The 15,419-nt window shown below is 29.4% G+C and carries 13 protein-coding genes; 5 read left to right on the forward strand and 8 right to left on the reverse strand.

What is annotated here, in order from left to right; translation table 11 throughout:
- Window positions 1-59: 59 nt before the first annotated feature.
- From flhA to fliP, 5 genes are all read right to left on the reverse strand, one after another.
- Complete coding sequence (gene flhA, locus KFW21_01395) at window positions 60-2,153, reverse strand: flagellar biosynthesis protein FlhA (protein ID MDK2818089.1); 2,094 nt, start codon at window positions 2,151-2,153, stop codon at window positions 60-62.
- A gap of 83 nt (window positions 2,154-2,236) precedes the next feature.
- Window positions 2,237-3,424, reverse strand: coding sequence for a flagellar biosynthesis protein FlhB (gene flhB, locus KFW21_01400; protein MDK2818090.1), 1,188 nt, complete (start codon window positions 3,422-3,424; stop codon window positions 2,237-2,239).
- The gene (locus tag KFW21_01405; protein MDK2818091.1) at window positions 3,425-4,210 is read right to left on the reverse strand and encodes a flagellar biosynthetic protein FliR; all 786 of its coding nucleotides are present in this window, start codon (window positions 4,208-4,210) and stop codon (window positions 3,425-3,427) included.
- Between the two features lie 8 nt (window positions 4,211-4,218).
- Window positions 4,219-4,488, reverse strand: a complete 270-nt coding sequence (locus KFW21_01410) for a flagellar biosynthetic protein FliQ (protein ID MDK2818092.1) — start codon at window positions 4,486-4,488, stop codon at window positions 4,219-4,221.
- A 20-nt stretch (window positions 4,489-4,508) separates the two neighbouring features.
- On the reverse strand, window positions 4,509-5,264 hold the full coding sequence (gene fliP / locus KFW21_01415) for a flagellar type III secretion system pore protein FliP (protein MDK2818093.1): 756 nt from the start codon (window positions 5,262-5,264) through the stop codon (window positions 4,509-4,511).
- A 178-nt stretch (window positions 5,265-5,442) separates the two neighbouring features.
- Here fliP and KFW21_01420 point away from each other — a divergent pair, with 178 nt between their 5' ends.
- Entirely contained in the window at window positions 5,443-6,393 is a 951-nt protein-coding gene (locus tag KFW21_01420) for a LacI family DNA-binding transcriptional regulator (protein ID MDK2818094.1), read from the forward strand.
- A gap of 19 nt (window positions 6,394-6,412) precedes the next feature.
- Window positions 6,413-6,835, forward strand: a complete 423-nt coding sequence (locus tag KFW21_01425; protein MDK2818095.1) for a DUF302 domain-containing protein — start codon at window positions 6,413-6,415, stop codon at window positions 6,833-6,835.
- A 70-nt stretch (window positions 6,836-6,905) separates the two neighbouring features.
- Here KFW21_01425 and KFW21_01430 read toward each other — a convergent pair whose 3' ends face one another.
- Window positions 6,906-8,726 carry an ATP-binding cassette domain-containing protein gene (locus tag KFW21_01430; GenBank protein ID MDK2818096.1) on the reverse strand — a complete coding sequence of 607 codons (1,821 nt, stop codon included), beginning with the start codon at window positions 8,724-8,726 and terminating at the stop codon, window positions 6,906-6,908.
- A gap of 247 nt (window positions 8,727-8,973) precedes the next feature.
- On the opposite strand from KFW21_01430, the gene KFW21_01435 reads away from it, so the two are divergent.
- A complete protein-coding gene (locus tag KFW21_01435) occupies window positions 8,974-9,354 on the forward strand; it encodes a RidA family protein (protein ID MDK2818097.1) in 381 nt (126 codons plus the stop codon).
- Between the two features lie 72 nt (window positions 9,355-9,426).
- Here KFW21_01435 and pepT read toward each other — a convergent pair whose 3' ends face one another.
- Entirely contained in the window at window positions 9,427-10,668 is a 1,242-nt protein-coding gene (pepT, locus tag KFW21_01440) for a peptidase T (GenBank protein MDK2818098.1), read from the reverse strand.
- Window positions 10,669-10,778: 110 nt separating this feature from the next.
- Here pepT and KFW21_01445 point away from each other — a divergent pair, with 110 nt between their 5' ends.
- Both KFW21_01445 and KFW21_01450 read left to right on the forward strand, forming a co-directional pair.
- Window positions 10,779-11,381, forward strand: a complete 603-nt coding sequence (locus tag KFW21_01445) for a superoxide dismutase (protein ID MDK2818099.1) — start codon at window positions 10,779-10,781, stop codon at window positions 11,379-11,381.
- A gap of 127 nt (window positions 11,382-11,508) precedes the next feature.
- Window positions 11,509-14,652, forward strand: coding sequence for an efflux RND transporter permease subunit (locus KFW21_01450; protein ID MDK2818100.1), 3,144 nt, complete (start codon window positions 11,509-11,511; stop codon window positions 14,650-14,652).
- Window positions 14,653-14,733: 81 nt separating this feature from the next.
- On the opposite strand, the gene KFW21_01455 is transcribed toward KFW21_01450, so the two are convergent.
- Window positions 14,734-15,303: a biotin transporter BioY gene (locus tag KFW21_01455; GenBank protein ID MDK2818101.1), complete on the reverse strand. Its 570-nt coding sequence runs from the start codon at window positions 15,301-15,303 to the stop codon at window positions 14,734-14,736.
- Window positions 15,304-15,419 lie beyond the last annotated feature (116 nt).

The raw sequence follows: 15,419 nt of genomic DNA on the forward strand, positions 1-15,419 counted from the left end.
CAGATCCTTTGAAATTTTTATTTATATATTATAATTGATTAACTGATTTTTAGCAATATTTAATTAGTAGCAGGAAAATTAATCATTCCTAATTGTTCTACACTAAAATTTTGAGGCACTTCAGAATAGGCAATAACTGTAGTATTGGGAAAAGAATGGAATAGAATTTCTCTTATTAATCTTCTAATACGTTTTGAACATAAAATTACAGGATGGATACCTTCTGTAAGTTTTTGTTCTATAGTTTGACCAACTAGATTTACAAATTGAGTCATACTAGCGTTGTCTAATGTTGAAATATAACCTTGCGGAGTATCTTCAATAGAGTTCATAAGAATTTGTTCCCATTGTGGATCTATTAGAAGAGCTTTAATAGAATTATTAGTACTTACAGAAGGATCTGATAAGATTTGTTTTCCTAAGACATCTCGAATTTGTTCGGTTACAGCATCTAAGTGTGGTAAACTAGCTCTATAATCTGAAATTACTTCTAAAATAGGTATCATATTGCGTATTTTCACGCGTTCTTTTAATAAAGCTTGTAAAATTTTATGAATTTCACCAATATTTGATTGTTTGAGTGTATCATCAACAAGTGTTGGGAATTCTTTGTGGAGAGCATCCATCATATACTGAACATCTTGTCTAGTAAGTAACTCAAAAGAATTTCTTCTTATTAGTTCTGTTAAATGTGTCGCAATTACAGAAGGTGGATCAAACACATCAAAACCACTAATTTCTGCTTTGGCTCTGTCATCTAAAGAAATCCATTTTGCAGGAAGGTTAAAGGCAGGTTCCATACTTTCAATACCTTCAATAAGCTTTAGATCTTTTTGAGGATTCATCGCAAGAAGTTTGTTGACAAAAACTTGCCCTCGGCCAATTTCCATTCCACGAACTTTAATAATATATTCTTGAGAATCTGCACTTATATTATCTGTAATACGAATAGGGGGTACTAAAATACCCAAATCTAATCCTATATGTCTACGCATCAGTTTGATACGCTCTAGTAGATCACCCCCTTGAGTTTTGTCTACTAGGGGAATAAGACTATATCCGATTTCCATACTCATAGGATCAACATGTAAAATATCTTGTATGGTAGGTTGGTCATCAGCTTGAGCTGCTTCTTGCTGTTGATTTTTTATTTTGGTATTTTCTTGTTCTATAGTAGATTGTCCCATGAGATAAGCTGATACTAACATAATTCCGCCAAGAAAGAGACACATGAAAAAAGGAAAACCAGGTAAAAACCCCATAAAAAGAATAGCACCACCTGTCATATATAGTGTTTTTGGTAACATAACAATTTGTGTAGCAATATCAGAAGCAAATTTCTCATTTGAGGAGTTTCTAGTAACAATAATACCTGTAGCGACAGAAACAAGTAATGCTGGAATTTGAGAAACGAGACCGTCCCCTATAGTTAAGGTAATATAGCGATCTGCTGCAGCACTAATATCCATACCATTCATCATACCAATAATAATACCACCAATGACATCAACAACTAAGACTACAGCAGCCATTTGAACATTACCTGATACAAATTTGGAAGCACCATCCATTGATCCATAAAAGCCTGTTTCCATGGTCAAATCACTACGACGTTTTCTTGCTTCTTCTTCGGTAATAGCCCCTGAATTGAGATCTTCATTGATTGCAAGTTGTTTTCCTGGCATAGCATCTAGAGCGAATCTAGCAGCAACTTCGGAAACACGAGTAGCACCTTTTGTGATTACTAAAAATTGAATAGCTAATAAGATAATAAAGATAACAAAACCAACAACAAGATTTCCAGCTACAACAAAATCACCAAAAGCTGTGATAATATGACCAGCATTACCTTTGGTAAGAATTAATCTCGTAGATGATATATTAAGAGCAAGTCCAAAAACTGTTGTAAATAGAATAAGAGTTGGAAAAGATGAAAAGTCAGAAGGTTTTTTTATGTATAAGGTTGATAAAATAATCAGAAAAGAGACAGACAAATTAATGAGAAGAAAAAAGTCTAACAGTATTGGAGGAACAGGGATAATTAGCATCAATACTCCACCAATTGCAGCAAATGCTATAAATAGGTCAGAGTTTTGTGATATTTTTTCGAGAGTTTTTATACCTTGTTGTAATCCAATATTAGGTTCAGCCATATCTACCTCATAAGATTTTATTTTATATTATAAGTGATATAGTGATATATGTAAAATTTTAAGATTGAATATTTGAGCTTATTTTATGGGGTAATTGGAATAGATCTTGATTTAGGAATGTTTTTGGAATATACAAGAGAGAGCACATCAGCTACAGTTTTATAAAATTCATAAGGAATCTCATCACCAATATTAGCATCTGCATACAATCCACGAGCTAGAGGTTTGTTTTCATAGATTGGAATATTATTTTCTATAGCGATTTCTCTTATTTTTAAGGCAACCCTATCTGTTCCTTTAGCAATAACCATAGGAGCATTCATAAAAGATCTATCGTATTTAATAGCTACAGCATAGTGAGTTGGGTTGGTAATAATAACATCAGCTGTTGGAATAGTTTGCATCATACGCCTATTACCCATTTGATGACCTAGTTGACGAATTTTTTGTTTGATTTCAGGATTTCCCTCTTGTTCTTTGAACTCTTCTTTAACTTCTTGTTTGGTCATTTTTAGGGATTCTATATATTCTTTGTATTGAAAAATATAATCAGAAATAGCAAGTAATAACAAAATCATCCCAGTGATAAATACAAATCTAACAATAATCCCAGCCATAGATCCTAAGGCAGTATTACTGTCCATATGAATATAAGAGATGATAGTACCCAATTCATTCATGGTAAAGATAAAGGCAATACCAAAAACTATAACTACTTTTGCTAGTGATTTACCAAGATTAAAGAATGTTTGTTTTGACCAGAACATTTTTTTTAAATTAGAAAAAATATTTCCAAATATTTTTGAAAAATTTGGAGTCAATTTTTTGGTAGTGAATAAAAATTTAGTTTGAGCTAAAGAAGCAATCAAAGTAGATAAGACAGCAGTAAAAAAGATAGGCCATAATAAAGTCATAAGAATACCTATAGTATTAAAACTCATCCCTTGAACATCATTTTTAGTAAATTTTATTGTATCGATTCCTTCCATATAAAAAACTACTAATTTGAACATATTATTATAAAAATGCCTCCAAAAAACAACAATACATAAAAATATTGCCAAAAAAGAAATAATACCTATTAATTCTTGGGATTGAGGAATATCGCCATCTTCTCTGGATTTCCTCTTTTTTGCTTCGGATGGCTCTTCGGTGCGTCCTTCATCTTCAGGATTAGCAAAGCGTTGTAAATCTAATGTTAGTAATATTGGATCGCAAAGAAGAGTTGTAAGATTAATAGAAAAAAGTAATTCTTGTGTGTTTGTTGACATTTAAGCACCTTGTTTGGAGAGACGAATTAATTGTAAAATAGAATTATGAAGATCTTTGAATAATATAGTTCCTACATCTAAAATACTAGGCGTGATAAGCCATAATACCACAAGTCCTATAAATATTTTGATATTCCACCCCATAACCATTACATTAAATTGAGGAGCAACACGACCAATAAGCCCCATAGCAATATCTAATAGTAAAGTAACACTAATAATAGGCAATGAAATACGAAAAGCTAGAGCTAGGATAACAGATGCTGCTGTTTTAATAGATAAAAATAAAGCTTGTATAGAAGAAGTTTGTATGATGGGTATTTCTTGAAATGATTTTACAATAATTTCTATAAAAACAAAATGAGATTCTGTTCGAATAAATAACAACATGATTATAATAGATAAAAAATTACCAAGTGTTGGTATATTATCTTGGGTCAGAGGGTTGACATTTTCACTAAAACTTAAGCCCATCGTGTTTGAAAAAATACTACTAGACAATTGTATAGAAGATACGGTTATTTGAACAATAAATCCTATGGCAAGGCCTATTATTAAACTACTTAATAAATGAATAATATACTCAGAAATATTTGGTACAGGAGCTAATAAATTCATTCCTACCACCAGTGGTGTACTTAGTAATGCTATGAAAAAACTCAATCCAGCTCGAACCATGGTAGGAATACCGGTAGAAAAAACAGGTAATAATAATAATAAGCCAAAAATACGAGCAAAAATATTAAGAAAAGTTTGGAAGTGTTGTTGAAAATAATCAAATAACATCGTGTATCCTAAAGTTGAGCGGTAGCTATTAATGAAAACATGGCATCAATAAAATTAAGCATTCTTGTAATATAAAAAGGAGCACTTATTGCTAATAGGATAGTTACAATAATAAATTTAGGGACAAAAGTGAGTGTTTGTTCTTGAAGAGAAGTAGTTGCTTGAAAAATAGAAATGATCAAACCTAATATCATTGTGATACCTAATATAGGAACACTTAGAAATAAAACTTCTATCATTGCTAAATTGATAATATTTAGAATAGCACCTTGTGACATATGAACCTCTTAATTACAATTTATCTCATAAAGCTGCGAACAAGATTATCTATTAATAAATCCCAACCATCAGCTAATACAAATAATAATATTTTGATAGGAAAAGAAATAGTAACAGGCGGTACCATCATCATTCCCATAGACATTAATGTTCCTGCAACGACTATTTCTATAATAGTAAATGGAATCATGATTAGCACCCCCATATAAAAAGCTATCGATATTTCATTAAGAACAAAGGCTGGTATCAATATATAAGTAGGAACATCATTTTGATTTCTAGGTCTTTCAATACCAGAAAGCTGGATAAAACGATAAATATATCGTTCAGATGTCTCTCTAAACATGAATTCTCTAATGGGGGCAACCCCTTTAACATAACCTTCGTCTAAAGTAATAGATCCTTCAAAATATGGTTGTAACCCTTCTGTATAGGATTTTTGTAAGGTAGGAAACATAATAAATAAAGTGAGAAACAACGACAGTCCTGCAATTGTTTGAGTAGGAGGTAAATTTTGTGTTCCTATACCTCTTCCTACAAAAGAAAGAACAATATAAATTCTAACAAAAGATGTCATTAATATTAGTAATGAAGGCGCTAAAGAAATAATAGTAAGTAAGAATAAAATTTGTAAAGCTAGAGAAACTTCCTGAGGTGTTTGAGCTTGACTAACATTAAAATTGACAGAAGGAATAGACAGTTGTTGAGCATAAAAAGAAATAGGTATAGCTAAAAATATTCCTAAGCTTAGCCATAAAATTTGTTTTTTATTCATAATAATCCTCATAATTTTAATATATACTATACATAATAATTGATTATAATATTAATCTCAAATTTCTGTAGTTTTGATTTTTCATATTTTTAATACAATAAACTTTATAACTTGTGTTAAATTATAAAGTGTGTTATACTATATAATAATTTATATAGTATATAAAAGGGTGTTAGTTATGAGTTCTATTCGTGATGTTGCAAAAAAAGCAGGAGTATCTGTTTCATCAGTTTCATTAGCTTATCACAAACCACATCAATTATCAGTTAAAACAAGAGAAAAAATACTAGCTATTGCAGAATTATTAGGATACCACCCTGATCCTAATAAAATCCCTATAAAGTTAGAAACAATAGCTATAATAGTACCTTTGTCTGGGATAAAAAAAACACAAATACCTCTAGTAGCAAAATTAATAGAGATGTTTTATACAAAAGGGTATCGTACAACTATTGTAGATTATACTTCTGTGAATGATTTAGATCATAAAATTAAATCTTTAGAATCAGATAAACATAGTAAAGCAATAATTATTATTTATGATGAAAAAGAAGAAATTATACTAAAAAAACATAATTTACCTATCCTTATTATTAGTGCTCATACTTTTTCTGCAAAATGTATTAATATTGGTTGTGATTATATTGTTGATTTGTTTAATGGTATTAAATCTTATTTTGATCAAGGTAAAAGAAAAGTAGCTGTATTAATTGAAAAAAAATATTTAGAACTTGATTATTTAATAAAATTAAAAGAACAAATGAAAGTTCAATATCAATTAATTTTAGAACAAGATTTTTCAGATGAATCACTTTGTTGTCTTAATGGAGATCAAGGAGATAGTGATAAATTACAAAATTTTCAAAATACTCAAAACCCAGATTTATGGGTAATTATAGGATCTTATTCTGTAAATATAGCTCAAAGTATACCAAATATTAAATTGGAAGGTTTTGTTTTTTTAGAAGAACACGAGCTTTGTATTATTAAGCCAAATCAACAATTAAAAATCATACAAAGACCGTTAACGGCTATTGCAGTAGCAACAGTGGATACTATTTTCGAACTCATTATAAACAAAAAATCTGTATTTCATAATAAAATTTTGATTGAATCAAATTTAATATAAACAAATAGGAGATATTGATATGAATAAATTTAGTTTATTATTATTATTATTAATTAACCCAATGTTTGCTCAAGAAGTTATAGAAGAAAAATTAACGATTTCTGTAGAAGTGGCTGTAAAAAAATTAGAAAAAACATTGTTATCAAAAGGCTTAGTTATTTTTGCTAAAATAGATCATCAAAAAGGTGCAAAAGAAGTAAAATTAGAAATGAAACCATCTGTCATTGTTATTTTTGGTAATCCATTAGTTGGAACAACTTTAATGAATAATAATATGGCGTGGAGCTATGAATTACCATTGAAAATTGCTATTTATGAAGATGTTTTGGGACAAGTTTGGGCTCGATCTCGAGAATTAACTAAAGATATTAATTCCCCAGAAGTTGCATTAAAAATAACTTCTATGAATAGTCTTCTTAAACAGCTTGTACAAATCAAATAATTTATCATTAATATATGAAATCATAAAAGCCCCTTAATTAATAAGGGGCTTTTTATATGGTAGTTTAAAATTAATAAGGAGCATTTTTTTGTAATTCTTCTAATTCATTATTTTTGGATGATAAGGAACTAAAAAGTGTATCAATTTGGATTTTAAGAGTATTGAGTTCTTTTCCTAAGAGTGCTAATGCTTCTCCATTATTTTTTTCAGATGCGATAACAAGTTCCGTTTGAGCATCTTTAGTTCTATCTTCTGCATTTTGTATTTGTTCTTCTATAGCACTAATTTCATTTTTAAGTGGTTTGAGAGAATTTTGAAAAGCTTGTTTCTTTTTTTGTAGTTCTTTTTTTTCTTCTTTAGAAAGATTACCTTTAGTTTTCTCTTTTTTAGGCTTTTTAGCAAGCTCTTCACCAGAGAATCCTTTGTCTTCTAAAAATTCTTGATAAGTACCAAGGAATACATAAGGAAAATCACCATCAAACACGATTAATTTAGTAGCTAATGCATGGAGCATCATTTCGTTATGCGTAACAAATACCATACCACCATTAAAATTCTCTAACGCTTCAGTTAGAGAGTCAACACTTTGCATATCTAAGTGGTTAGAAGGTTCATCTAAAAAGAGACAATGAGTAGGGGTTGCAATTAATTTTGCAAGAAGAACACGAGCTTTTTCACCCCCAGATAGTACATTACATCTTTTTAATGATAACTCACCTTCAAATAACATTGCTCCAGCGATACTACGAGCATAGCCTCTATTTCCACCAGGAAGTACACTAGCAATTTCTTCCTCAATAGTTAGCATAGGATTTAGCTCTTGTTCTGCTACCTGACCATAATAACCAGGTAGTAACTGAGGATGAGATCTTACATTACCTGAAGTAGGGCTTAATTTATCACATAATAAACGCAGTAGAGTAGATTTACCTTTACCATTTTTACCAACAATAGCAATTTTGTCGCCTTTAGAAACATCAAAATCTAAACCTTTTATAAGTAATTCTTTAGGATCATAACCAAAACATAGATTGTCAACGGTAAGCATTATTTTGGTATCAAATTTTTTGAGATTAAATTTGAAATCTAAGTCTGTAATAGCATCTAACTTTCCTTTAAAATCTTTTTTCTCTAAACTTTTGATACGAGATTGTACCATTCCAGCAAGACGAGCTTTGGCACGAAATTTACTGATGAAGAGTTCTACTTTTTCTTTTTCTTTGGCATCATTTAATCTAGTTTTTTCGTGTACTTCTTCTTCTGTTGCAATTTGTTCATATAATTTTACAGATGTTCCAGGAATTTTACGAACTTGTTTACGGTGAATAGCCATGATATGATTAATAATAGTATCCATAAACATTCTATCATGCGTAATTAAAATAAGTTCTTTACGCCAGTTTTTCAAAAAATTAGCTAACCAATGTATCGTAACAATATCCAAATGGTTTGTAGGCTCATCTAAAAGAAGCATGTCCGCATTACTAATCAAAACTTTAGCTAAATTGATCCTGTTCATCCAGCCACCAGATAAAGTGTTTGGATCTTTAGTAATCATTTCAGCATCGAAATCTAATCCAAATAGAATTTTTTCAGCAAACCATTCTTCTTTAGGTTCGCCTTCAGGAATGACAGATAAAACTTCTTCTAAGACATTAGGGTGATCAAAACTCATTTCTTGTTTGAGATAAGCAATTTTGTATCCTTTTGGAAATTGAATAGTACCAGAATCAGGATTTTCTAATCCAGCTAACATACGAAATAGAGTAGTTTTACCATGTCCATTTCTTCCTACTAGACCGAGTTTTTCACCTTCATTTATTGTAAAAGAAACATCACTTAAAATTTCTTGATTGGAATAACCTTTGTTAAGGCTTGATATTTGTATCATCTTTTGTCCTTATATAGAATTATATGCAGTTTTAAAGCACAAGGCTCTACTTAATTGATGAGTTATTAATTGTTTGAAGTGTAGTTATTGTATAATATTTTTCACTTTTTGTCAATAATACCTCTATCATAAAATTATACTATTATAAATGATAAAACATCTTAGCTTCTTTATTATAAAAAGATATTGTTTGAGTTGAACCGAAATGCTATAATAAATTAGAAAGAATACTATTAAGGAGTATATTATGGCTATACATTATCAAAATTCTAATCCGAATAAAAGGTGTTTTTCTAATTCTGTTTGTGTCGATGGTATTATTTATACGCACGGTCAATTAGGAATAAGTTCACCAGAATCAGTAGAGAGTTTTATAGAACAAGCAAATACTTCTGTAGATTTATTACTAGCTGAATTAAATGAATATGGTGCTGGTTTTGAAGATATATTTAAGGTGAATGTATATATTACTGATAAAGTAAATATTTTTGAAGAATATCTACCTTGGTATCAAGATCGCTTTGAATCCAATCCAAATCCAATCCGAACAACGGTTATTGTTACAGCATTGTCTCCTAATCCTCATTCTTATATAAAAATAGAATTTGTCGCAAAAAAACCAGTATAAAAAATTAACATGTTAAAAAGGACTCTTCATAATAAAGGAGTCCTTTTTTGATTGTTGAGCTTTCTTATCAATTTATTTGTATTTAGGTGCTAATTTTACTATCTCTATAGCGACTTCTAAAGATTTAGTAAAAGCAGAGATAGGGAGATATTCATAAATAGAATGGATATTGTGAGCACCTGTAAAAAGATTAGGGGTAGGAAGACCTTTGGAAGAGAATACAGCTCCATCTGTCCCGCCTCTAATAGGACAAACATGAATAGGTATTTCAAGATTGGACATAGCTTCTTCTACGATAGTAATACAAGTTTTATCGTCTGTGAGATTATTGGCAATATTTGCGTAAGAATCAGATATTTCTAATTCTATAGAAGCTTTTGGATATTTTTGTTGGATTTTAGAGATAGTTTTTTGTAAAAATATTTTACGAGCATTAAATCTTTCTTTATCAAAATCTCTAATAATCATTTCTATTTTGGCATCAGAAGCATTACCTGATATATCTGTAACCAAGATAAATCCTTCTTTACCTTCAGAATACTCAGGTGTGTCTAAAGGATCTAAAAGGCTAATAATATCATTAGCAACTAAAATAGGGTTAACAAGAATACCTTTTGCTGATCCAGGATGTATGGAAACACCTTTGATGTCTATAACTACAGACGCTCCATTAAAAGTCTCATAACCAAATTCACCTATAGGACCCCCATCAATAGTATAAGATAATATATTTTTAGGAAGTTTGTTAATATCAAAAGCATAAGCGCCTCTCAATCCCACTTCTTCATCAGGAACAAATAATAAATAAACATCACCATGAGGAATATTGTTAGAAGACAAATATTTGGCTAATCCCATCATAACAGTAACACCAGCTTTATCATCACCACCAAGAACACTAGTCCCATCAGTAACGATAATATTATCATTTTGGTAATTCATGATTTCTGGATGATCAGTGACACTGAATATAATGGTCTTATCTTTGTTTAGTGGGAAATCTTCGCCCTTAAAATTAACTATATGAGCATGTACATGGGGGCTTTCTCCAATATCTACAGTATCTATATGTGCCATAAACAAAATAGGAGGAGCAGTAGTTGTTCCAGATATTTTAGCTAATAAAATAGCATTATCTTGTAATTCTATATCAGTAATACCGAAATCTGTAAGATCATCTTTGAGCATTTTTGCCAAAAGCATTTGTCCAGAAGTAGTTGGTAATTCTAGGATATTAGATTTACTTTGACTAGTAATAGTAGTGTATTTAATAAAATAAGTAGTTAAAAACTCTGAAAATTGAGATAACTTCATTAAGAACCCCTTGACTAAAATATATATTGTATAGTATACTTGAATTAGATATATAAATCTAGTATACTATAAAAAATTATATAAAATATCTTAATATTTAGGAGAACAATATGTTTCAATTACCAGAATTAGGTTACAGTTATGAAACTTTAGAGCCAACTATTGATGCAAAAACAATGGAAATTCACTATACAAAACATCATCAAGCTTATGTAACAGGATTGAATGCAGTTGTTGAAAGTCATCCAGCTCTTGCAGGTAAAACTGTAGAAGAATTGTTGAAATCATGGAATACACTTCCAGAATCTGCAAAACTAGCTGTTCGTAATCATGGTGGTGGCCACCATAATCATTCTTTATTTTGGAAATTATTAACTAAAGATGTTGTCTCTATACCTAGTGATCTCAAAGAGATGCTAGAAACAACATTTGGATCTATTGAAAAATTTAAAGCAGAATTTGAAAATGCAGCGAAAACACGCTTTGGTTCAGGTTGGGCATGGTTAGTAGTCGATCAAAATAAGAAGCTCAAGATAATAAGTACAGCAAATCAAGATTCTCCATTAATGGAAGGCTATACACCAGTATTAGGATTGGATGTATGGGAACATGCTTACTATCTTAATTATCAAAATAGAAGACCTGATTATGTATCATTATTTTGGAATATAGTAAATTGGGATGTTGTAGCTAAAAATATCAAATCTATATAAAATATAAGATTTTGTTAATATATAAATAAAAAAATGTTACACTCTATCAAGTTTGTAGCATTTTTTATTTGTGTATTAGATTAAAAATAAATAATATATGTATTATTGTTATAGGGTATATGATTATATGAAACAACTATGGATTAAAACAATTGATTTTTTATCAGAGAATATGTTCATCACAAATATATTAATAATAATGATTTTATTAATAGGTATTTTTGTCAATGGGAGAATTAGAAAAGAAATAGCTCCTCAAGTAGAGGCAGATGCTATTCACATTAATATCTATTATCCTACAGCTTCTGCTCAAGAGATAGAACAGGATGTTATAGTACCACTTGAAAAAATTATTCAAAGTTTTGATGTCAGTGTTCAATACACATCTTTTGCAAATGATGCGTATGGTCGAATTAAAGCATTGTTACCCATCGATAAAAATTTAGCAAATAATAGACAAAGATTATTTACTGCTCTTCAAAATATTCCAAATATCACAAAAGATGCTCGTATTACTATTACAGAAGAAGGTGTACAATCAATTCCTATTTATTATTTTTCATTACAATTAAAAGATGCTTATACGAATCAATTTAATTTATTACAGCAAGAAGCTGATATTATTAATAAAAAAATCAAGCGTCATAAGGATGTATATACCGTAGAAACAAGTGGTTTACTAAGAAAAGAAATATTTGTAAATATCAATCCTAATAAATTATCTCAATATTATATATCTTTACAAGAAATTGTTAAATCATTGTTTCGGCGTAATATCAGTAGTTCAGAAGGTTTGTTAGATATTAATAATAGTGAAAAAATATTTATTACAGATGCTGGATTTAACTATCCTTTGGATATTACAAATACAATACTTAGATCTAACTTTGAAAAACAAACGGTATCTATAAATGATATAGCATCAACAGAAGAGGGTTTTGAAGTAGCAAATAATGATGTCTTTATTAATAATTCAAAAGCAGTTTTTTTTGGTGTGCGTATAAAACAAAATGTTAATTTTATTAAATTCACTAAAGAATTAGATGAAATGATCTCTCAAATTAAAACAACGCTACCAAAAGAGTTGAAGTTGATAGTTGTTGAAAAGCGAGCTGAATCTATTGATACTGTTTTAAAATTTACTCAATCAAGTGCTTTAATAGGAATTTTAATAGTATTTTTAGTATTACTAATATTTTTAGATTGGAGAACAGCTCTATGGACAACTGTAGGAATTCCTATTACGATCTCTTTGCTGGTAATCACTTTATTTTTTACTAATGTTTCTATGAATATGCTTACTTTATGTGGAATTATAACAGTATTGGGTATGCTTGTTGATCATGGTATTATCATTTCTGAAAATATTTATAGATATAGAAATATGGATTATTCACCTAGAGAAGCAACAAAATTAGGTGTCAGTGAAGTGTTTTCTCCCATCTTAGTGACTGTACTTACTACGATTGCAGCTTTCTTACCTTTATTATTAATTCAAGATACTATAGGAAATATAATAAAACCACTACCTATTGTTATTTGTATTGCTTTAATATTTAGTTTTTTTGAAGCTATATTTTTTCTTCCTATACATTTGTCGCATATACCTTTAGCAAATGTTCAACAAAAACAAGAAAAATGGTTTGAAAAATGGAAACAAGAATATGGTAAACTATTAAAGAAAGCTCTTGAAATGAGATATTTTATTATACTAATATTTTTAGGAATATTGTTTGCAACTCTTGTGTTGATCAGTCATATGTTTAAAGGTTTTGTTTTTATGGAACCTATAGGAATCAGTAGTTTATATGTAAATCTTGAAGCTAAAGCTGGAACTAGTAGATATGAAATGAAACAGTTTGTTAGTAAATTAACAGAAGTTGTAGAAAATACTATACCAGAACATGAAAGAACAATTATTAAAGAAGAAATCGGAAAATATCATATTATATCATTTTCAAGTCAAGGTTTCTCTCCAAATAGAGGGCAGATAGCGATTTATTTATCTAGTCTTGCAGAAAGGGATAGAGATGCAACTGAAATTCTAAATTCTATTCAAGAAGCGGTGGGTAATTCACCTCATGCCACTAATTTCACTCGTGTGTTTTATGATTCTTTTGGGTTGATTCCTAAAATAACCTCAGCATTAAATATGAGATTTTTACAAGGAATAGGATCAAGCTCTAAAAATTATATCGAAGCAATGCAGGAAGTTTTCACTTATGTTAATACTATTGATGGTGTAGTTAATCCCGAACACTCTTCATTATGTGGTAAAAGCCGAATTTTATTAGAATTTGATTATCAAAAAATGGCTCAATTAGGAATAGATGCACAAATAGTTTCTGAGACTTTAAAAATTGCTATTTCTGGTTTTGTTCCAACAATTTGGAGAAATCATCAAGAAAAAATTCCTTATATTATTCGTTTAGATCCTAAATATAAAAATTCTATAGAAGATATACAGAATTTATTAATTCCTAATATTTTTAATAAATTAATTCCTTTGAAATTATTTACCAAAACATCTGAAGTACAAGGACAAGAAGATATATTACGAAGTTCTGGGCAAAGAATGGTTGAAATATACTTAGATGTCGATCCTTTAATTACGACACCTACATCAATTAATAAAAAAATCAATAAATATTATGAAACAATAAAAGATAGATATCCAGATGTTGATATACAGACAAGTGGAGAAAGTGTTACTATCGCTAATGCTTTTGAAGATTTTAAATTAGCATTTTTAATAGCTGGAATTCTGATTTATATTATTTTATTAATGCTATTTAAAGAACCTTTGCAGCCTTTTATTGTACTGATTGCTATCCCTTTTGGGATTATAGGATCTGTATGGGCTTTTTATTTTCATAATCAAGTATTAAGTTTTATGTCTTTGGTAGGCATTGTTGGATTAAGTGGAATTGTAGTAAATGATGCCGTTGTAATGGTAGATTTTATTAATAAAGTTATTAATAAAGCAGACGATACAAGTAATGTGATATCACTAATTATAATGGGTGCTGAAAATAGATTGAAAGCTGTTTTATTAACGACATTAACTACTGTTGTAGGATTATTACCTTCTATATATGGTCTGCAGGGAGTAGCAGATTTAATTGTACCTATCACAACAGCAATTGCATACGGATTGTTGTTTGCAACAGTACTTACCTTGTTTTTTATTCCTGTATTATATATGGTTAGTTATGATTTAAAAAAAATAGTAATTAATAATTTTTTTATTAATAAAAGAACTACTCACTAATAAAAATTATCCTTAAAAGAAAAATAGCTCCTATATAATTTAGGAGCTATTTTGATGAATATTTGACAGAATAAATATTCTTTATTTTTGTGTAAAACGATAAATTATAGGTAATACAAGTACTGTAATAGCTACTTTAAGAATTTCACCAATCATAAAAGGATACAAACCTATAGTTAATAATGTGTTTGTTGGAACAAAAAAGGATAATTGGGCTAAACCAAAGCAAAAGACAATAAATATACCAAGAGTAGTTGCTATAGTAGATTTTACAAAAGAAGTCAGATATCCTTTATCAGCGAAATATCCCATAACAAAAGCTGCAGGGATAAAGCCCCAGAGATAACCGCCTGAAGGTCCTAAAAGAATAGCAATACTACTTGTCCCAGATGCAAAAATAGGCAATCCCAGAGCACCTTCTATAAGATATAAGAAGATAGAGCTTGTCGCTGCTTTAGATCCCATAGATAAACTTACGATGATAAGTCCTAATGTTTGACCTGTAATAAATACAAGTGGCGTAGGGATAATAAGTTGTGCAGAAATAGCCATAATTGTAGACCCAACAATTATTTTTATCATAAAAATAATTGTTGATTTATAAGTAGTGAAAAATTTATGAGCTGGATTTGATTTGATTTGTATTAACATATGATACTCCTTAATATTATTTATAGTTAATTGTGATAAATTTTTATATCTAAAATTCTTGTGAATTAAATTGATAATTTCTTTGTAACAAAGTATAGTATAGTTTAGGTAATATT

The sequence above is a fragment of the Spirochaetota bacterium genome, from assembly GCA_030154445.1.
Classification (GTDB): Bacteria; Spirochaetota; Brevinematia; order Brevinematales; family Brevinemataceae; genus Brevinema_A.